We start from the raw sequence: 19,967 nt of genomic DNA, 5'->3' as shown, positions 1-19,967 counted from the left end.
CTATGGTTTGATTGATTGGAGATTGCTTTTCAGTGATGCTGAAAACAAGGCGCCGAAGTGGGTGTCCACCAGTTCGCCGTTGGCATTGAAAAAGTAAGTGGAGGGCAAACCGTTGGCTCCCAATTGCCGCATGGTGCTAGAGCTCCGGTCAAGCAGAACGTTACCCAAAGCCAGCTGCTCTTCTTCAAGGTATTGATTGATAGTATGCGGGCCTTCCCCCTGATTGATAAAGATAAAGGCAATACCGTCTTCAGACTGCTGAGCCTCGGCCAGCACCGGCATCTCGCGCCGGCAGGGCGGGCACCAGGTGGCCCACAGATTGACGACCATGGGACGCCCTTCGAACTGCTCCAGGGGGACTTCCTCCCCATCCAGTGCCGTTAACGTCAAGGCCGGCAGATTGGCTTGAGAGGCGTACATCACGCCGATAATACCCGCCGTTGCCGCCCAGGTTCCGGCTCCGGCGGCGAAGGCAATGCCCAGAGGCGCTCTTAAAGCCGCCCGCCGCCAGGCGTAGAAAATGCCCACAGCGATGGCGACGACAAGCCCGGCTGGAAGAGAGAAACCGCCATCCCGGATATCCAGCATGCTCCAGGGTTGTTCAAGGTAGTCGCCAAAATACAGCAGCACAAATCCTACCCGCGCACCCAGGATGCCCAGAAACAGCATATTGCTAAGCGCCGGTTCCACGGACACCTCCCGCCGCCGGCCCGAGAGCCACCCGACGAGTAACGCGGTAAAGAACGCCAGCATCAACAGAACAACGTTCAATGAAAGGGCAAAGGGCCCGGCAGACAGTGACACAGACTGACTCCTATGATTACGAATGAGTGGGCGGTGATCACAACCACAATAGCTGTTTTCGGGGACTTAGGATGATCACCTGGAATTAAGGTAAGGTTAACAGTGCCTTAATCGGCTGGCCGCATTATGCCCTCAGGAGGACAATAGCGTGCATATATTGATAGTGGAAGATGACAGACTGGTCGGCGACGGCCTTCAATGCGGCCTGGAAGCACTGGGGCAGACGGCCGATTGGGTCCAATCCGCCGGGGCCGCCGAGTCGGCATTGGACCTGGCCGCTTTTGATGCCGTCGTACTGGATCTGGGCCTGCCTGATGAGGACGGGTTGACGGCTCTGGGACGCTGGCGCCGGCAGGGAAAGGATGTGCCCGTATTGGTACTGACCGCCCGGGATGCCGTGCCTGAGCGTATTCAGGGTTTGAACAAGGGAGCCGACGACTACCTGACAAAGCCCTTTGACCTGGAGGAGCTGGTCGCTCGTTTACACTCCCTGGTGCGCCGCGCCAGTGGGCGAAGCAGCAATGTCATGCGTTACGGTGCTCTGGTATTTGACCCTACAACGCTGGAAGTAACGCTCGAAGACCGGCCAATCTCTTTGTCGCGGCGGGAGCTGGCGGTGTTGGAAGCCTTGATGAAGCAGCCCGGGCGGGTGCTTTCTTCAGAGCAGCTTCAAAACTTTCTGTATGGCTGGAGCGAGGGAGTCGAGAGCAATGCAGTGGCCGTTCACGTGCACAACCTGCGCGGCAAACTTGGCGGTAATCTCATTGAAACCGTTAGAGGCCTGGGCTACCGGCTGAAGGAGTCCTCGTAATGATTCTGAGGTGGAGCCTACGTTGGCGCCTGATGGCGGTCATTTGCCTGTCCTTGGCTGGCCTTTGGCTGTTACTGGCTCCCTGGATGCTGTTCAGCGTCAAGGCGGAGATGGAGAGAACACTGGATGATCGCCTCGCGGCCTCGGCTCGCATGGTGGCGTCCCTGGTCAACCGACACGAGCTACCCACAAGTGGCGATCCCGGGGCCGCCACGCCCGGGGCCGACGCCCAGTCACTCGCCCCTTCACCGCAGGCGAGTCAAATGCTGGACAAAGCCATCGCCAACCCCGAGTTTCCAGCCAGCCTGGCATGCCGCGTCAGTACACGCCGGGGCGAGATACTCGCCCAGTCGCAAGATGCTCCGACGCAGGCGCTGGATAACAGCGCTGAGGGTTATAGCAACCGTGAGGTAGATGGTCAGCGTTGGCGGGTCTACACGGCCACAATAGACGGGTTGCGCATCACCACGGCGGACCGATTGAGTACCCGTGATGAGTTGATGACGTCCGTCATCGTCGCCGCTGTGGTCCCGTTCATAGCGGCACTGGCTGGCACGTTGGTACTGGTCGGCTTTGGTATCGAACGCAGCCTGCGGCCGCTGCAAAAACTCAGCCACTCCGTGGCCGGACGCTCGGTGGACAGTGCCGAGCCGCTACAGTGGCGCGGCGGGCCGACCGAAGTTGAGCCACTGGTAGACGAGATCAACCGGCTGATGATACGCGTTCAGCAGGCCATGCGTCGCGAGCGGCGTTTTACCGGCGATGCGGCGCACGAACTCAGAACGCCGCTGACCGCCATAAAAACGCAACTGCATGTGGCCCGGTTGACGCCAGGCGAACCGGCTGAGCGCGCCCTGCAGCAAGCAGAACGGGCCGTCGACAAGCTTCAGTCTACCCTGGAGCAGTTGCTTCTGCTGGCTCGTCTGGACGGCAACGCTGCTTTCGAGGACGTTGGCTGCACAACGGCGGATGAAATCAGCTCCGACGCCATACGGGACGTAACGGCCAGGGCCCGCGCAAACGATGTCCACGTCAAGTACCAAACCCACTGCGCCGAGGAAGTGGCCGTGCCGGCCGCGCTGGCGGTGACGGCCCTGCGCAACCTTCTGGAGAATGCAGTGCGCTTTTCCCCCGAGGGCGAGACCGTGCTGATGACCACGGAGACCGAGGGCCAGTACTGTGTGTGGACGGTGCTAGACAAGGGGCCCGGGGTTGCCCAAGACAAGCTCAGCGAATTGACGCAGCGCTTTGTGCACCTGGAACCCAACGGCAACGGTCTGGGATTGGCAATTGTAGAGACCATTGCCCGTCGTTTTGGCGGCTCGTTGGAGCTGACGAATACGGCCGAAGGGTTGCAGGCAACGTTGCGACTGCCCCTGAAGGACGCGACGTGAATTCTCGCCTTTACAGCGTACTCCTTAACGGTCTGCCTTAACGTTCCCTTAAGCCACACGCTGGCACCCTGACAATACTATTTATCGGGGTGATTTTATGCGATTCAAACAATTGGGATTCGGCGCCTTCGCCGTCGCAGCGATACTGTTACTGGTCAGCCGTGTCGGGGTAGCGTCGGACTTTCTTCCTGTCGAGGAGGCGTTCAAACTAAAGGTTACGACGGAAGGGCAGAACCTGGTCGCTCGTTGGGATGTGGCGCCAGGGTACTACCTGTACCAGGAGCGCCTCGACATCACGCCAAACGAGGAGGGTACCGAGCTTGGTCCGGCCCAGTTCCCAGATAACGGCGCAATGATAGATGACCCGACCTTCGGAGAACAGCTTGTTCACTATGAGTCAGCGTCGCTGATCAGGTCGATTGTCGGCGCCCCGGCCGATGAACTCGAGCTGGAAGTCACCTGGCAGGGGTGTGCTTCAAGCGGCCTTTGTTATCCACCTCAAACCAAAACCGTCGAAGTGGCTGCCCCAAATGCGCCTGTGGGGGCAGCTGGCACGCTTCAGAACAAGCCCGGCGCTGCCGACGGTGAGTCGAAGGTCACCCGGGCCGAGTTGTCTGGCAGCAGTGCCAACGGCATTGCCGGGTTGCTCCAGAATGCGCCCTGGGGCTGGATGTTGCTTACGTTTTTTGCGCTGGGTATCGGTCTGACCTTTACGCCCTGCGTGCTGCCGATGATCCCCATTCTGTCGGGCATTATCGTCGGACAATCCACTCGCCCCTCCACGGCCAGAGCCTTTGCTCTCTCCCTCACCTACGTACTCAGTATGGCCGCCACTTACGCCCTGGCAGGCGCGGCCGTCGGCCGCTTCGGGGCACAAGCCAACCTTCAGGCGTGGATGCAGCAGCCGGTCGTTCTGGGGGCCTTTGGGGTCGTTTTCATACTCTTGGCGCTGTCCATGTTTGGGCTTTTCCAACTTCAACTGCCCAGTGGTATTCGGGATCGACTGGATCGCTTCAGTCAACGTCAAAAAGGCGGGCATTTGGCGGGCGTCGGTGTGATGGGCGCGCTCTCCGCATTGATCGTTTCTCCCTGCGTATCGGCTCCCCTGGCGGGTGCTTTGATTTATGTGTCGGCTACCGGCGATGCCACTCTGGGTGGTTTGGCGCTATTTGCGCTGGGCCTGGGGATGGGCGTGCCTCTTCTGGTAATAGGAACGCTGGGCAACCGAATACTGCCTAAAGCCGGCAACTGGATGAACATCGTCAAGCAAACCTTCGGGGTCATGTTGTTAGCGGTCGCGCTCTGGCTGGTTCAGCGCCTATTGCCCACCCCATTGGCAATGGCCCTGTGGGCGTTACTGGCAATCGGCGTAGGCCTTCATCTGGGCGCCTTGCAGCGGCAAACCAGCGGTTGGGCCCGCTCTCTGCAAGCCTTGGGTATGTCAGCCGTTCTTTGGGGAGCATTCCTATTGGTGGGTGCGGCCCAGGGGCAGGGCAGCCTGACTCAACCGCTTGCGGGAATGACCACACCCGGTGGCGTGGCCAGCACGGAATCGCAAGCCGATACCCACTCATTTGAGCGCATAAAAACCGCAGAGCAGTTGCGGACGCTCCTCAACAGTGGGGAGCCGGTCATGCTCGACTTCTATGCCGACTGGTGTATCAGCTGTATCACCATGGAAGAAGAGATCTTCAGTCAGCCAGAAGTGCAGGAGCTACGCACGACCATTCGATTCGTTCAACTGGATATCACGGAGTTTGATCAGGAGCATCAGAAAATACTGGATAAGTTGGGACTTGTCGGTCCTCCCGCCGTCCTTTTCTTTTCCGCTGCGACCGGTTCTGGAGAGGCCGGTTACGAAAAGGCCAGCGAGATACGAGAAGCACGCCTCGTCGGGGAGGTGGGGTACGGAGAGTTCATGGCAACAATAGAGCAGCAGGTACTGCCAGAGGTAGCGGATACCGGTCGGGCTCAAGCAACGGCCAAGTAAAGCTGTACCACATCAGTACGCTCGCCTGCGGCGAACGCACTGATACGGGCTGCTACAGGGAAAGACTATGAAGTCACCCCTGCTGGCTGAAGGACATCTGCTCGCAATACTCTTTGAGCTTGTCGGGCAGGTCTGTCGGACAGATGCCACATTGTTTGTTGCCGGGAACGGCGTAATCGATAAACTTGGGGTAGGGCAGATTGAGGTTCTCCATAATAGACTGGAATTCCTCAAGCGTAATTTCCCGGTTCAGCCGCTCATTCCGGTCCTTTTCCTGGGCAATGGTGGACACCCGGCGCTGCTTGTAGTCATGGGCGGGGTAAACCAGATAATCATCGGGCAGGGCAAAGAGCTTTTCTTTGACGCTCCGGTACAGGGACTCCGCATCGCCATTCTGAAAGTCCGTGCGCCCGCAGCCCTCAATCAACAGGGCATCACCCGTGAAAATCCGGTCCTGAAACACATAGGCGAAGTGGCCATCGGTGTGGCCGGGCGTGTGCATGGGGTCGAGCCGGATGCTACCCACCTCAAAGGGCACTCCCTCTTCGATGCCCAGGTCAGTGCAGTCCAGACGCTCGATGGCCGGTGTGACTATTTTGCTTCCGGCCTTGTTTCTCAGCTCCAGTGCCGAGGTAATGTGGTCGGCGTGAATGTGAGTGTCAACGGTATAGGCCAGCGTCATTCCCAGCTTGGACACCTCCTCCAGGTCGCGCTCAATTGAGTTGATCACGGGGTCGACCAGCACCGCTTGCCCTGTGTCCTCGCAACCGAGGAGGTAGGTGTAAGTGCTGGAGACCGGTTCGAACAGTTGGCGAAAAATCATTTTCTGTCTCCTTCAAGATGATAGGGTGGTTACTCGTCTGGTTTCAAAGTCTGAACGGCCTCTTCGGCCGACAGAAATACTTTTCCCGGCGACAGCCATTCTTCGATGCCAAAATGCGCCAGTCGATCCATGACCGGGCCTTTCACTTCAGCGAGGTGAAGACTGATCCCCGCCCGGTGCAGGCTGTCGGCCAGTTGCTCAAGCGCTTCCAGTGCACTGTAATCAATCGTGTTCATTGCACTGCAGATGATGACCAGGTGCTTCAGCTCTGGATTGTCCGCTACCTGCTCCGCAACCAGATCATCCACATAGCTGATATTGGCAAAGAACAGGCTTCGGTCGACCCGCAACAGTAACAGGCCCGGCCATGTTTCCACACTGTGCCGTTTGACGTTACGGAAGTGCTGTGTGCCGGGGATCCGACCCACAACAGCCACATGCGGCCGGCTGCTGCGCCACAAAAACACACCGACTCCCATGATGACGCCCAAGAGCAAACCCATTTCGATGTCGAACAACAGAACGCCGCCGAAAGTCACCAACAAGGTGAGTGCATCCGCCTTGTCGTAGCGCCAGGCGTTCACGAAACCGCGCCAGTCAAGCAGGGACGCTACCGCAACGACGATGATTGCCCCTAAAGCGGCCTTGGGCAGATGGTAGAACAGTGGGGTGAAGAAAAGCGCAACCAGCGCGACCAGAACGGCCGTGACAATCCCCGCCAGTTGGGTTCTGGCTCCGGCCGAAAAATTGACGGTCGACCGACTGAAGCCACCCGCGACCGGCATGCCCCCGGCGAAAGCCGCCGCCATATTGGACGCCCCCAGAGCGATCAGCTCCTGATTGTTATCGATCTTCTGACGACGACGAAACGCCAGCACCTTGGCCACGGAAATGCTCTCAACATACCCGATCAGGCTGATCATGAGCGCCGCCGGCAGCAGATCCGCCACCCGGTCCAGGCGCAGAAAATCCAGGCTGGGGGAGGGGAGTCCCTGGGGCAGCGCACCCACAACGGCCACGCCTTTCTGCTCTAGCTGAAGTATAGCCACACAGACGGTCAGCAAAGAAATCACTACCAGTGGACCGGCGCGAGACGTCAAAACAGCCACGCTTTCGCTCGCTCCGGTGCGCATCAACAACGACACAAAAGGACGGCGTGATAGCAGCAGCAACGCGATACCGACAGCACCCAAGGTCGCTGTGATAGGATCGAGCCCCGGAAGATGAGTAGCGACTTTGTACACCGTCTCCAGGCCTGAACCGGTAGAGGGCACTGAAATTGCCAGCAGGTTTCCCAGTTGACTCAGAATAATCAGGAGAGCCGCACCGCTGGTAAACCCGGATAGCGTGGGATGACTGATAAAGTTCACCAGCACATCCAGGCGCAATAGCGCCATCATCAGCAGAAGCACGCCGCTCATGGCAGCCAACAAGAGCGCATCGGCCAGGTACGCCTCCGCACTTGAGGAGGCCAGCGCATTGGCGACCAGCAGCGCTGCCACGGACACCGGCCCCACGGACAGGGTGCGACTGGTGCCCAGCAACGCATATATGAGGGGCGGCAAGATGCTGGCGTAGAGCCCGACCTGGGGCGGCAAGCCCGCGAGGGTGGCATAAGCCATTCCCTGAGGCACCAGCAACACGGCCGTGATAAAGCCTGCCAGGACATCGGCAGGCAACGTGCGCCGGTCATAGCTCGCCAACCAGCTCAAGGCGGGGACAAACCGCTTCAGTGCGTCTGCTCTCATGAAGAACTCAATAGTTCGTGATTCCTGTATAAAGCATCACTATAGACGCGCAGCCGCCAAATCCCAAGGAAACAACGGCATTATCCACGGCCTGGCCCATTGGCGCTGCGGCCCCAATCTTGTGATATGATGATTAATGTGCCATATTGAATGTGCTATGAAGGGCCAGGCGATTTCTCGGCAAAAGCCAGCGGCGGTAGGGCCAGAACCAACTAAAATAAATATATGACAAAACTTAACGACACATCGAGAAGGCCGAGCAGTCGCTTCGGGCCGGGGCTCGGCACTGAAACCACGGTTCTGGTGTTGGCCCTGCTGACACTGGCGTTAGTTGCCTGGCAGCATTGGGGGATGAATCTCAGCCTGCCGATATCGTCGCTGGAAGGCAGCCTCGGGTGGGTTGAAGATGACAGCCCCGAAAAAGGCAACTCCATCGTCGATTACCAGCAGAACGATGCCTATCATATGCAGTGCGAAATACGCAGTGCCATTACTTACCCCTACTGCAATTTATTTACCGCCCTGAACAGGGAAGAGAGAGGTATTGATCTTAGCCAGTATAAAACGTTGCATCTGGACTTGGCGCACCAATCTTCTACCCGGGACAGTCTCAGGGTATACCTCAATCATTTCTTCAGACCGGAGGAGCAGGTCTGGTTTCCCTATAAGAGCAACCAGCAAGTGATCAATCCCCGTGAGGGACGCCACACCTACACACTTGAATTGGATGAGTTTTACGTCCCGGCCTGGTGGGTGTACGCAAGCGATTTGCCTCCCGAGCAGACCAAACCACAACTGACCAACGTTCGTCACATGGTTCTGTCTACTGGGGACAGCTCAATTCCGAGAGAGGTCAGCGTTATTCTTCACAGCGCCGAGTTGCGCGGCAAATGGCTGTCCGCCAACCAGCTCTATCGCGGCCTCCTGTGGGCCTGGATGCTGTTGTCGCTGGTGTATTTTTCCTACCGTGCCATCCAGTATAGCCGGCAAGCCAAGTCAAAAAGTGCGGAGGCCGAACAGCTTCGCTCTCTGAACCGGCTACTGGACCTGAAAAGCCAGCGGTTTAAAAAAATGGCTATTCATGACAACCTGACCGGGTTGTACAACCGGGCTGGCATGCGCACTCACCTTAAGGAGGCCGTCGCAGACTACAACACCAAGCAGACTCCGTTCTCTGTGCTGATGTTGGATCTGGATCATTTCAAGCACATCAACGACACTTATGGTCACGAAGAAGGTGATCGGATTTTGAAAGAGTTTGCCCGGGTGGTTTCCGACCGTTGTCGGGACAGTGATGTGCCCGCTCGATGGGGCGGTGAAGAATTTGTGGTGTTGTGCAAAAACTCCCCTGCAAAAGCGGCGGAGGTGCTGGCAGAGGACCTGTGCCGCGGCATTCGAGAAGCCGGGCTGGGCAGAGACCATCCGGTAACCTGCTCCATTGGCGTGGCGGAGGCTCGCAACAACGATGGTAAAGATGTAGCCGCACTGTTCAGAAGAGCGGATGAGGCGCTTTACCGGGCCAAGAACACTGGCCGGAATCGCGTAGCGGTGGATTGATGCTCTGGCTTAAGGAGGTACAGTATGATCGACAACCCCAAAGTGGCACTGGTCACCGGCGCCGCTCAGGGAATTGGTAGAGGCATCGTCCACTGCCTCCTCGAGCGGAACTGGCGCGTCGTGCTATTCGATATCGACGAAGCGGCCGGGCAGCAGTACCTGGAACAATTAGCCGAGGGCAGGGCAGCGACGTTTATCGCCGGTGATGTCGCCAACGAGGCCGATGTGCGCCGGTGTCTTGAGCAGACCCTGGAGTGGGGCGGTCGACTGGATGCCCTGGTCAACAACGCCGGTCTGGCCGACCCGCACTCCGGCCCAGTGGAGGAGCTGGCACTGGCCGATTGGCAGCGTCGGCTCGACGTCAACCTGACCGGGCCCTTTTTGATGGCCAAGCACGCCGTTCCGGCGCTCCGGGCCACCAGGGGCGCCATCGTCAATATCTCCTCAACCCGCGCCTGGCAATCCGAGCCGCAATGCGAATCCTACGCCGCCAGCAAAGGCGGCGTAGTGGCGCTGACACACGCCCTGGCCATGAGCCTGGGGCCGGACGTAAGGGTCAACAGCATCAGCCCCGGCTGGATCGATGTGCGCGCCCAGCAGGCCGATGCACCGGATAACCTGAAACCTCTGCCAGATAACGCCCACGCGCAACACCCCGCCGGTCGAGTGGGCAAGGCAGAAGATATCGGCTCACTGGCTGCCTACCTGGCCTCATCGGAGGCGGCCTTTATCACGGGACAGGACTTCATCGTGGACGGCGGTATGACCCGGAAGATGATTTATAACTAGGCGCTCTGTCATGATTAACACCCGGGACTAGATCGTTACCGCTTTGCAGGCCATCAGGGCGATCAAAAAAACCGGCTGTCGCCAGAGTGGCACCAGCCGGTCGATCGGGATTCTGTCTTTACATTAGATGTCCCAGACTCCGTCGCTGGCAGCATTTTCCCATTCATCCTCTTGCCAATAGCCGTCTTCATTGTCATCGTGGTAGTGAAAGGTTCCACCGTGGTACTCGTAGTGGTTCAGCTCGTCATCATCGTTGGCATCCCAGTCATCGAACAAACCCTCGTCATAGCCTGTCTCGCCGAACTCCTCCTTCGTCAAAGAGCCATCACCATTAAGATCGTAGTCTGAGTAGGTACTCCGACCGATGGCGTTGCCATGGAACTCATCCTTCGAGATTTTTTTGTCACCATTGTTATCCATGGCTTCGAACGTGACATCGTGCGCGTACAGCGAAGTGGACATCAGGGTTGCCGCTACTGCGAAAAATATTTTGTTACGCATAATTGCCTCCAGGCATTAAAAACAGGTGGTCAGGTCACTGCAATCACAGTGTCGCTTTGTCAACCCTAGAGCCATGACAAACTGTCGTCGGTTCGTTATCACACTGAACATCGAAAAAGCGGTTGAGAAAACCACGATTCAGCGGGTATCAAATAGTCAGGTAGTCAGGATGAGGTCGTAGGCGGGGAGGCCACTGTTTACATCTGGAGAATCCCTGAGTGCGTCAACGTACAGACCTTACTAGCGAAAGAGTGCAGCGTATTGAGGAGATCCAGAACCCCGTCAGGGTACGTTCAAGCGGCCGGAATACCACAGAGAGGCCTATCATGATGACCGAGGGTTGTGAACGAGAAAGAAATGCCATCATCGAATCATTGCCGGAAAAAGAAGGCCTCCGGTTTGCCGCTCTGTGCCACAAGACCTCACTCAGCCAGGGCGACATTCTGTGTGAGTCGAATCAGGATCTGCAGACAGCCTACTTCCCGACATCCGGGGTCGTTTCTCTCGCCATGGTACTTGATAGCCGGTCGCCGCTCGAATTGGGGCTAATCGGCCGCGACGGCATGCTCGGAGCCACATTATCACTGGGCACCTTTGCCGCGCCAATGCGCGCCGTAGTACAAGTTTCTGGCACCTCCCTGATGATGACGACAGCACAACTGGAACAGGAGCTGCGCGCCAGCCCGCAGCTGCTGGAGGCGGTGCATCACTACGAGTTCCGGCTGATGATGCAGACTTTACAGACCGCTGCCTGTATACATTTTCACGAGATTGAGCCTCGCCTGGCTCGGTGGCTGCTGATGACCCAGGAGCTGAGCCTCGCCGATACGGTTCCACTCACCCATATACAGCTTGCCCATGCGTTGGGAGTGCAACGAAGCGGAGTAACGATCGCCGCCGGCTCCCTGCACCGGCGTGGGCTGATCAGCTATTCACGTGGCGAAATACGCATTCTCGATCATGCGGGGCTTGAATGCGCGGCATGCGAATGCCATGCCAGCCTGATCAACCGGTACCGTGTGGTGTTCGGGAAGGACCCGGAACCGAAGCCTGAATTACCGTCGAAAATGTCCACCGGGATTCTACAATCAACTGATTGAACACGTACTCTTGGCGCACCTTCGATTGTGCATTGCGAATGGCTACTTCACGATAATCCGGTTCGTGACAGTGTCTATATCGCTGTTTCCCCGCACCAGATCTTCCGCCCGTTGTCGCTGTGAGGCCGTTTCCACGAAGCCTTCCAGCAAGATGCGATTCTGCTCGATCGTGACGTTGAGGGCGGATCCGGCCAGGTCCTGCGCCTCAAGCAGGACGGCCTTAAGTCGGACCGCCTCCCTGGTTTCCTGCGGTGGCGCATCGGGGAATGGCCCCCCGTCAAAAACGGCGCAGCCGCTGGTCAGCAATAGGCACAGCAGCAGGTAACGCGGGTCAGCCTTCATCATTGTCAGCCTTAGCTTTGTTTTCCGATGTCTCATCGATGGCCTCAAGAGAACGACTCACCAAGCCGTTACAGTACCCGAGCCCGTCATCACTGGTACCAAGGTCCAGCACCGGCAAAAGAGCGGCAATCGGGGCGGCCACGGCGGCCAGAACGGCACTGCTGGCCGCCTGCAAGCCGAGGTCGCTCGCCTGCACTCCGAGATCCGGGTTATTGAAGGTGCCCCCGAGATGAAGTGGACTACTCGCGGACAAAGCGCTGACATCCTTCGGGTGAGTAAAAATGGTGACGTCAAGGCGCTCATTGTTGAGATTAATGGTTCCTGTGCCGGTAAATCGGGTATCCGCCGTATCAACTGCCAGCGTCTCGACCCTGGCGACCCCGTCCCGGGTCTGCAGATCAATGTAGGCGCAATCGATGGGGACAGAGTCCGTGTCCCCCAGCCAAACCAGAAAGGACTCGGCGAGATCCAGCCCGGCCATTTCGACCAACAGTGCATCCAGTTTGCCCTGGGTCATCAGCATGACCAGCCCGCCGTCTGCGGAGCCGAGCAGTTCGGCAAAGGAGTTACCGGCCACCCAGAACTTTCCCTGACCACCCACGATACCAACGCTCTCACCGACCAGGGGCAAATTGCGAAACGCCCGTTGCAGGTTGACGGCTTGCACGTCTACTTTAAGGGTGCCATTTGGAGTCGTCGGTTTCGTGTCGAGGACCAGAGTGAAGTCAATCTCGCCGTCACCGATGCCAAAACTCACCGGTTCAAACCTCGCGCGCCCGCCTTCAAGCTCAAAGTCGAGAGCAAAATTGCTAAAAGGTATATCCGCCGCCCGAACGTCCTTTGCCCGGTAATGGATATCAGCGGAGACCGCTTGCCAGGCGGATGTAACCAGAGGTCGGTCCGGCAGTACAAACCGGTCCTCGGCCGAGGTCCCGGCAGAGCCTTGGCCTACCTCCGCACCTGTCAAGAAGCCAAGATCCACCAGATCCAGGGACCTGGAGTTTAAATCCCCGGTGAAGTGAGGCGGTTGTGTGGCGGTATCAAAAGCGATTCGGCCGCTCACGTCACTGTCACCGACAGTGCCTTCGATATGGCTGAATGACCATCGTTGGTCCTTGAGCGTCAGGCCGCCGATTAAGGCATACGGCGGTAGGTTGGGCAGTGGTACGCCCAAAAGGCGGCTTAAACGATTGGGGTTGGGACCTTCCAGTTCGAGCGCGAGATCAAGCCCCTTTAGGGCCAGGGGCTGCTGCACGGTGCCCTGCGCATGGATAAGGCTGTCGACCATGTTGCTCGACAACTCAAGAGCGTAGGGTCGGTCAGGAAGCCGGGCTGCCAACAGAGGGTCACCACGGAACTGAAGCGAAAAAGGTGAACCGTCATACCGGCCTTCGCCGTCAATATGAAAGGCCTGGTCACCGGTGTCCATTCCCCGGGAATGGAGGTTGAGCGTTATCTTCGTGTCGGCCTTCGGATCGGTAAAGGTCAGCCAGGACGGATCGAAAGTCAGCCGGCCAATGTACTGCAGTAACAGGTCGTTCCTCTGGTCGACGGGCAGCGTTTCGATTGCGCCCAGGTGGAGTTCCCCGGAGAGCTTGCCCAGGCGCTCTTCGAGGCGGGTGAAGGTGCGGCCGAACCGACTCAGGGCAATCGCCTCGAAGTTGGCATCCAGGGTTCCGGTGGCAGGCGAATTGGTTGCATCCAGTGTCAGCGAGCTCTCCCAACGACCTCCAGCCACATTAAACTCCAGCGGTTCGACCTTGAGCTCACCCGAGTCCATATTGGCGACCAGCCGTAAGTCCTTCAGTTCCGGCGTATCCGGCAAAACCAGGGTGTCCGCACGCAGGTTCAGTTGGCCGTTTAGTGCACGCAGGGCCGAGAGGGGTGAACGGTCGGTTGCTCCGGCACTTTCCCCTGAATGCGCCTCTGAAAGCGCCTCTGAATGCGCCCCTGTCGGTTCGCGTTTTCCCATGAACTGGGAGAGTTTAATCCGACCGGCCTGAAGATCAACGTTTACCTCGGGTCGATTCCCACTACGTTCCGCACGACGGAAGTGAACCTCACCGCTCAGTTCGGTGACTCCTATGCGGCCATTGAGGGCGTTGGCGGACCAGAGCTTCCCGTCACGACTCAGGCGGCCGGACAGCCGGAACTCGGGCAGAGGCGGCAATGTGGCTCCGGTCCAGGCCTCCAGATCCTGTCCGCCATCGCCCTCCAATAGCAGGTTACCGGCAAAGCTATTGGGCGTCAGAAGCGCGCCCAGTCGGGTGTCGCCCCAGATAAGCAGCTCGCCGCTCTGTGCCTGGGCCTGCAAACCATAGTCCGTCAGATCGTCCGCCAACTGGGGCAGGGGAGCCCCCTCGATGGTCATGTCCAGTGGCTTGCCCCGGAACGGCCCGTTCACAGTAAGTGCGGGAATGGGGGGCTTTCCAACTTCTTGGAGGGTTAGCTCCAGGTGAGTGGCGGCGCCCGACTCATGCTCTTTCGTCCGGTAGGATGCCTTCGCCACACCAATATCGACGTGCTCCAGCAGGGTCCTCAGGGTCAAGGAAGGGGACTGCTGGATTTTATCAAGAGCCAGGTCCAGCTCGGCCGAAACGATCTGGCCGGGTAATTCAGTTAAACCCAATGCCCGCAGGTCGATACTCTGTAAGTCGATGTTATGCAGGTCTAGCCGGGTCTCCAGGGTGATGAATTCAGTGTTACTGATCAGGCGGGCAGACGCTTCGCCCTTACCCGATGCCACCGAAAAGTTCAGGGCTTCCAGTACAAATTCGTTGAGGCCGAGGCGAATACTGGCCTCGACATTGTTGAATGTAGCCGGTTTCAGGATAATCTCGCTGACGGTCAAACGAATCTCTCCCGCCAAGCTCGGCAGCACGGGTATCGAGAGAGTGGTGGGCGCCGCCGACCGGGATTGGGGCAGTGTTACGAGAATATTGCTGACGTTAATCGAGGGCGAATGGAGCTTGCCGGTCACTACCGTCTGGGTGGCACCGGCATCCACACCAAGGTTACCGGTAATGAGGACCTCGTCCACCTGCGCCTGAATATCACGTAACCGCCACCCGCTACCGGTAAATCCCGGATCCACGGTGGCCGAAAGCTTGAGTGGCACAACCTTCTGTTCGTCAGCAATCCCCAGCCTGGCTTCGGCGTCCAGGAAGAACTGTTGACCGAAGTTGGTCAGCGAGGGTTCAATTTCCAGGTGATCAATGGTGAGCATTTGCGGGTATTGCGCCCCGTCAGGGTTAGCCAGTCTGAGCCCGCTTAGCGACAGCTGAGGGTAGGGCAGCAGACTCACCGACACATCTCCGGTGATCTTCATTTCGCGACCGGTTGTCGTTTCAATGTGCTCGGTGATGGGCCCCTTCAGGAAATTCCACGACATCAGTTCAACGATCAGAACCAGGACGACCAGCAGCACAGTAAAGGCTGCCAGCCCCCATCCCAGAACCCTGAACAGGGTTGGCAAGCGCGCGCGATCACTATTATTACCCATGGGTACTGTGGACGCGAAGTATGGGCGAAAGCTCACCTGACATTGACGGGCCGAAGATGAGGTTCCCGCTGCATGAATAGATTGTTGTTGGCTTCATTATGGAATGCTTCGAGTATTTCCCGACTTTCTGATCGCGATCCGGTGCACTTGGTCATCCCTGAATCTGTTTTCGCTGAATCCTTCATATTGGAGTTACAGGAAACTGCCGTCTGTTCGGTTACGCACCGAATACCCAAAAGTTCGCCCGGACGGTACAATGCGAGCCAATCCACTTTAACCAGCATTGATGATCTATGAGTAGGGGGCCTTGTCATGAGCGACACCCGGATCTGCCCCTGTGGCAGCCAAACCGCCTATGAGCGCTGCTGCGGTCGATACCATGCGGGAGAACCACCGCCCACACCGGAGGCACTGATGCGCTCGCGCTTTAGCGCCTTTGTGCAAAACAAGGGCGATTACCTACTGGCCACCTGGCATCCGTCGACGCGTCCCAGGGACCTGGATTTGGCCGATAGCCCGGATTGGGTGGGATTGCAGGTGTTAGCGAGTGACGCGAGCGGTGACCAGGGCCATGTCCACTTCAAGGCGTATTACCGCGCGGGCGAGCAATGGCGATTTCTGGAGGAGCACTCAGAGTTTGTGCGGGAATCGGGGCATTGGTTTTATGTCAGCGGTAAGACCCGGGACCAAAGCTTCAAACCCAGGCGCAACGATAGCTGCCTGTGCGGCAGTGGGCGCAAGTTCAAAAGGTGTTGTGGTTAAAGCACTTATAAGGGTTACCGGTACCGGCGGCTACGTTATTTCATTGTTCGATACGGCAACATTTCCTTGTGCTGCGAGAGGAAGGCCAAGTCATCCACTGCGATCCATCATGCCAGGTACTCCATATTCAGAAAGCTCCTCGGGTAAATCCCACACGAAGTAAATTTGGTTATTACACACCCTCCACTCGATACAGTTCGGTGCCACACGGACAGCACTGTTTGAATTCGGTATATTGCTGGGGAAAAACCAAATTGAGCCAGGAGGATTTCATGCGTTCCATCATTGCATTAGCTTCATTCGCGTTGTTGCTGTCAGCCTGTGGCGAGTCGTCCACGTCCCCCTCAACACCCTCGACCTCGTCGCCAGAGTCGCCTGCGTCGTCGTCTTCGAATTCCCCAGACAAAGAGTCCGCCAGCACTGAAGGACAGCCTGTTGCCCAAACAAGCGGCGGATCCGGAGATCCGGCCCAAGGCGAGGCATTGTTCAAGCAATCGGAGATTGCAGGCACACCTGGCTGCGCCGTGTGTCATTCGCTGGAGCCCGGTGTTCGCATGGTCGGACCTTCTATGGCGGATGCCGCGACGGTCGCAGCTGGAGCGGTTGAAGGGATGTCGGCCGAGGACTTTCTCAGTCAGTCGATTGTTGAACCTGATGCCCATATAAGAGAGGGTTTCACGTCAGGTATGATGTTTCAGGATTACGGCGACACGCTTTCCGCGCAGCAAATCGATGATCTCGTTGCATTTCTGATGACGCAAACCTGATCAAGGATGCGGGGCAGGGTGGTGATGCCGATCGCCTCCTTGAGGTTTCGACGCCGACTGCTTATAGAAGGATATTGAGTCGATTGAATTTGAAGTTTGGTGCGATCGCGAACAGACACCGGGCTGGAATAAGTTGATCATGCAGTTTCCTCGGGATTCGTGAAAATGTGACATCTTCACAATCCTGACATTTAGACCGTAATAGGAAAACCAAGGAAACTTTCATGAACAGAATCAGCTCTACCGCACTTACTCTATGCCTTCTCGGTTCACTGCCACTCGTAGCATCTGCACAAACCTCAGGTTTCGGGCCAGAAGAGGGCGACAGGGAATTCTCCATATCCGGAACCGGCAGCGGCGATCGCAATTTCGACAGCGGCAGCTTTGGCCTGACTGGCGACCTGGGCTGGTATTTGAACGACAGCATGGTTGCCGGCGTCCGGCAGAGCGTTAACTACGCCAGCATTGAGGGTGAAAACCTCGTGGACGACTTCTGGAATGGCTCAACCCGCGGCTACTTGAACCATCACTTCATGACCGATCGGGCGAGACCATTCGTCGGTGCCAGCCTAGGCGGTGTGTACGGTGATGGCATTGAGAACAGCGCCTTTGCCGGGCTGGAAGTGGGCTTGAAGTATTACGTGCAGACGAAAACCTATTTTCTCGCTCGCGCCGAGTACCAATTTCTCTTTGATAGCACTGATGATGCCACCGACGCGTTCCAGGACGATGGGGCCTGGGCTTACACGGTAGGTCTTGGCTACAACTTTTAAACCACCTGTAAGCGCGGCAAGGCTTACCGCATGCTGCCAGACGCCCTAAGCGTCTGGTCGATGCGTCAGCTCGTCGGCGTTGTCCTGGAGTTGATCTAGGCGCCCAACGCCGACGAGTCTCTTTTATCAGCGATGCCTGTCCCCCAAAATGTATTGTCGCTTCCGTCGAATACCCCAAACCCATCAAGGGAGTTCTCCAATGAAAATGCAGCGTATCGAAACACCGGGAATCGCACATTACGCTTACCTCATCGCGGACGGCGCTCAGGCCGCTCTTTTTGACCCGGGGCGCTTCGTTGAACCGTATTTCGAAGCGGCTCGAAACCTGGGCGCACGCATTACCCACATCGTGGAAACTCATCGTCAGGAAGACTTTGCCATGGGTTCCGCGTATTTGGCAGAACAGACCGGCGCTAAAATAGTCAACGGGAATTTTGACACCTTCGAACATGGTGAAATGCGGTTGAATGACGGCGACACGTTTACCGTCGGCGAGCTCACCATCAAGGCTCTGCACACGCCCGGCCATACACCGGAAAGCATGAGCTATGCGGTGTACCCGCCCAGCGATGAGGCCTGGTGTGTGCTCACGGGTGATGCTCTGTTCTATGGAACGACCGGCCGTACAGATCTTCCTGACGCGGATAAAGCCGTGGAAAATGCCGGTCTTTTGTACGATGTCGTTCAAGATAAACTCGCGAGCCTGCCGGATACCACTCTCGTATTACCTGCGCACGGGCCGGGTTCAGTGTGCGGCAGCGGCATGGCGGAAAAACCGTTCTCCACCATTGGGGAGGAGAAGCGCTATAACGAAGTATTCACTTTGAATCGGGACCAGTTTTCCCGCAAAAAGGGCGGCGAACGCAACCCGCGGCCTCCGTTCTTTCGGATAATGGAGCGGGTGAATAAAAAGGGCGGTCTTCCTCCACTGGCTCGGACCGAAGCCGTTCCGCTACTGAGCGCCGCTGAGTTTGCCGAGCAGAGCCAGGAGAAGCTGGTAGTCGATACTCGTGAGCCCGAAGGTTTTGCCGGAGGGCATCTCACCGGGAGCCACAGTATTTGGTTCGGGGGGCTCCCTGTTTTTGGAGGATGGGTCGGGGACGAGAATACCTCTATCTTTCTGGTCACGGACCGTACTGAAGACGTTTATGGCGCCGCGAAACACCTTGCCCGCATCGGCATCGACCACGTAGACGGGGCGTTAACTGGTGGTTTCGGTACCTGGCGTAGTTCAGGCAAACCCATTGAAGCCTCCGGAACCATTACCCCCGAAACGCTTAAAGAATACCAGCGCGAGCTCCAGGTGCTGGATGTGCGCGAGGAGGATGAGTTTGCAGGTGGCCACATTCCCGGAGCGCTCAATATGTACGTAGGATACCTTGCTGAGCGACTGAAAGAGTTGCCGCTGGAAAGGGATCGCCCCGTGGTAGTCACCTGCGGCGTTGGCCACCGCGCCGGGCTTGGCGTCAGTATTCTGCTCAGGGCCGGCTTTACGGACGTACGGAATCTATTGGGAGGTATGAAAGCCTGGAAAGCCCTTGAGCTACCGCTGGAGGACTGATTGTGGAATATACAGTGACAGAGTTTACTCCCTGGCTGGGCCTGCTGGGGGGAGCCATCATCGGCTTGTCATCGGGTCTGTTGTTATTGCTCATTGGCCGGATCGCGGGAATCAGCGGCATTGCTTCCGGGCTGATCAGCACCAAGATGTCCGAAATTGACTGGCGAGTGGCCTTCATTTTCGGGCTACTGGTCGCCGCCGTCGCGTTTCCGTTGATCAGCGGAGCGCGACTGCCGGTCGACATTCAGGAGAATTGGCAGGTAATGCTATTGGGCGGTTTTCTAGTGGGATTTGGCACACGCATGGCCTCGGGGTGTACAGCGGGGCACGGTATTAGCGGGCTGTCGAGATTATCATTTCGTTCTTTGGCCGCCACCGCCACCTTCTTTGCAACCGCAGCAATGACCGTCTGGCTGGTTAGGCATGGTTTGAAATGATGATTTACTTTATTTCCTTTATCTGCGGTATTCTGTTCGGTCTCGGGCTGATAGTTTCCGGCATGATCAATCCCGCAAAAGTCATGAATTTTCTCGATGTGGCAGGGCAGTGGGACCCCACGCTGGCGCTCGTATTTGCCGGGGCCCTCGCCACCGCAATTCCCTTCTATCAATGGAGCCTGCGTCGGCTCAGTAAACCTGTCTTCACGGGTTCGTTCAAAGTGCCGAGCAACAAGGCGGTCACGGAACCTGTCAACCTGATTCGGACAGTTGCTTAGCCAGTTAATGTAGATTTGTTCGCCGTGT

18 protein-coding genes are annotated in these 19,967 nt (G+C 57.5%); 12 read left to right on the top strand and 6 right to left on the bottom strand.

The window, feature by feature from the left end; translation table 11 throughout:
• A complete protein-coding gene (locus tag AAE484_RS12515) occupies positions 1-804 on the bottom strand; it encodes a TlpA disulfide reductase family protein (protein WP_341938743.1) in 804 nt (267 codons plus the stop codon).
• Positions 805-952: 148 nt separating this feature from the next.
• Between AAE484_RS12515 and AAE484_RS12510 the strand changes: the two genes are divergently transcribed.
• The 3 genes from AAE484_RS12510 (at position 953) to dsbD (ending at position 4,999) form a co-directional block, all read left to right on the top strand.
• On the top strand, positions 953-1,615 hold the full coding sequence (locus tag AAE484_RS12510; RefSeq protein ID WP_341938742.1) for a response regulator: 663 nt from the start codon (positions 953-955) through the stop codon (positions 1,613-1,615).
• A complete protein-coding gene (locus AAE484_RS12505; protein ID WP_341938741.1) occupies positions 1,615-3,009 on the top strand; it encodes an ATP-binding protein in 1,395 nt (464 codons plus the stop codon). The genes AAE484_RS12510 and AAE484_RS12505 overlap by 1 nt, the downstream gene beginning before the upstream one ends.
• Before the next feature lie 97 nt (positions 3,010-3,106).
• Positions 3,107-4,999 carry a protein-disulfide reductase DsbD gene (dsbD, locus tag AAE484_RS12500; protein WP_341938740.1) on the top strand — a complete coding sequence of 631 codons (1,893 nt, stop codon included), beginning with the start codon at positions 3,107-3,109 and terminating at the stop codon, positions 4,997-4,999.
• Positions 5,000-5,072: 73 nt separating this feature from the next.
• On the opposite strand, the gene AAE484_RS12495 is transcribed toward dsbD, so the two are convergent.
• Together AAE484_RS12495 and AAE484_RS12490 are read right to left on the bottom strand one after the other, a co-directional pair.
• Positions 5,073-5,822, bottom strand: coding sequence for an MBL fold metallo-hydrolase (locus AAE484_RS12495; RefSeq protein WP_341938739.1), 750 nt, complete (start codon positions 5,820-5,822; stop codon positions 5,073-5,075).
• A gap of 29 nt (positions 5,823-5,851) precedes the next feature.
• Entirely contained in the window at positions 5,852-7,570 is a 1,719-nt protein-coding gene (locus AAE484_RS12490; RefSeq protein WP_341938738.1) for a SulP family inorganic anion transporter, read from the bottom strand.
• Positions 7,571-7,876: 306 nt separating this feature from the next.
• Between AAE484_RS12490 and AAE484_RS12485 the strand changes: the two genes are divergently transcribed.
• Positions 7,877-9,127, top strand: a complete 1,251-nt coding sequence (locus tag AAE484_RS12485; protein WP_341938737.1) for a GGDEF domain-containing protein — start codon at positions 7,877-7,879, stop codon at positions 9,125-9,127.
• Between the two features lie 24 nt (positions 9,128-9,151).
• Positions 9,152-9,916 (top strand): SDR family oxidoreductase, encoded by a 765-nt coding sequence (locus AAE484_RS12480; RefSeq protein WP_341938736.1) that lies wholly within the window; start codon positions 9,152-9,154, stop codon positions 9,914-9,916.
• Positions 9,917-10,039: 123 nt separating this feature from the next.
• On the opposite strand, the gene AAE484_RS12475 is transcribed toward AAE484_RS12480, so the two are convergent.
• A complete protein-coding gene (locus AAE484_RS12475) occupies positions 10,040-10,417 on the bottom strand; it encodes a hypothetical protein (protein ID WP_341938735.1) in 378 nt (125 codons plus the stop codon).
• 326 nt (positions 10,418-10,743) lie between these two features.
• Between AAE484_RS12475 and AAE484_RS12470 the strand changes: the two genes are divergently transcribed.
• Positions 10,744-11,517: a Crp/Fnr family transcriptional regulator gene (locus AAE484_RS12470; RefSeq protein ID WP_341938734.1), complete on the top strand. Its 774-nt coding sequence runs from the start codon at positions 10,744-10,746 to the stop codon at positions 11,515-11,517.
• Between the two features lie 42 nt (positions 11,518-11,559).
• Here the strand turns inward: AAE484_RS12470 and AAE484_RS12465 are convergent, their stop codons facing one another.
• Both AAE484_RS12465 and AAE484_RS12460 read right to left on the bottom strand, forming a co-directional pair.
• On the bottom strand, positions 11,560-11,862 hold the full coding sequence (locus AAE484_RS12465; RefSeq protein ID WP_341938733.1) for a BON domain-containing protein: 303 nt from the start codon (positions 11,860-11,862) through the stop codon (positions 11,560-11,562).
• Positions 11,849-15,361, bottom strand: a complete 3,513-nt coding sequence (locus AAE484_RS12460) for an AsmA family protein (RefSeq protein WP_341938732.1) — start codon at positions 15,359-15,361, stop codon at positions 11,849-11,851. Before AAE484_RS12460 ends, AAE484_RS12465 begins: the two co-directional genes overlap by 14 nt.
• Before the next feature lie 312 nt (positions 15,362-15,673).
• On the opposite strand from AAE484_RS12460, the gene AAE484_RS12455 reads away from it, so the two are divergent.
• The 6 genes from AAE484_RS12455 to AAE484_RS12430 all read left to right on the top strand — a co-directional run bounded on the left by AAE484_RS12455 (position 15,674) and on the right by AAE484_RS12430 (position 19,939).
• Complete coding sequence (locus AAE484_RS12455; protein ID WP_341938731.1) at positions 15,674-16,123, top strand: YchJ family protein; 450 nt, start codon at positions 15,674-15,676, stop codon at positions 16,121-16,123.
• 272 nt (positions 16,124-16,395) lie between these two features.
• A complete protein-coding gene (locus AAE484_RS12450; protein ID WP_341938730.1) occupies positions 16,396-16,890 on the top strand; it encodes a c-type cytochrome in 495 nt (164 codons plus the stop codon).
• Between the two features lie 224 nt (positions 16,891-17,114).
• A complete protein-coding gene (locus AAE484_RS12445) occupies positions 17,115-17,663 on the top strand; it encodes a hypothetical protein (protein WP_341938729.1) in 549 nt (182 codons plus the stop codon).
• A gap of 199 nt (positions 17,664-17,862) precedes the next feature.
• Positions 17,863-19,224, top strand: coding sequence for an MBL fold metallo-hydrolase (locus AAE484_RS12440; protein ID WP_341938728.1), 1,362 nt, complete (start codon positions 17,863-17,865; stop codon positions 19,222-19,224).
• Between the two features lie 2 nt (positions 19,225-19,226).
• On the top strand, positions 19,227-19,661 hold the full coding sequence (locus AAE484_RS12435; protein ID WP_341938727.1) for a YeeE/YedE family protein: 435 nt from the start codon (positions 19,227-19,229) through the stop codon (positions 19,659-19,661).
• Positions 19,658-19,939, top strand: coding sequence for a DUF6691 family protein (locus tag AAE484_RS12430; protein WP_341938726.1), 282 nt, complete (start codon positions 19,658-19,660; stop codon positions 19,937-19,939). The genes AAE484_RS12435 and AAE484_RS12430 overlap by 4 nt, the downstream gene beginning before the upstream one ends.
• The last annotated feature ends 28 nt before the right edge of the window (positions 19,940-19,967 follow it).

The organism is Marinimicrobium sp. C2-29, from assembly GCF_038419845.1.
GTDB lineage: Bacteria > Pseudomonadota > Gammaproteobacteria > Pseudomonadales > Cellvibrionaceae > Marinimicrobium.
Note: the sequence above shows the minus strand (reverse complement) of the source record. Positions and strands in the feature narration are given on the sequence as shown.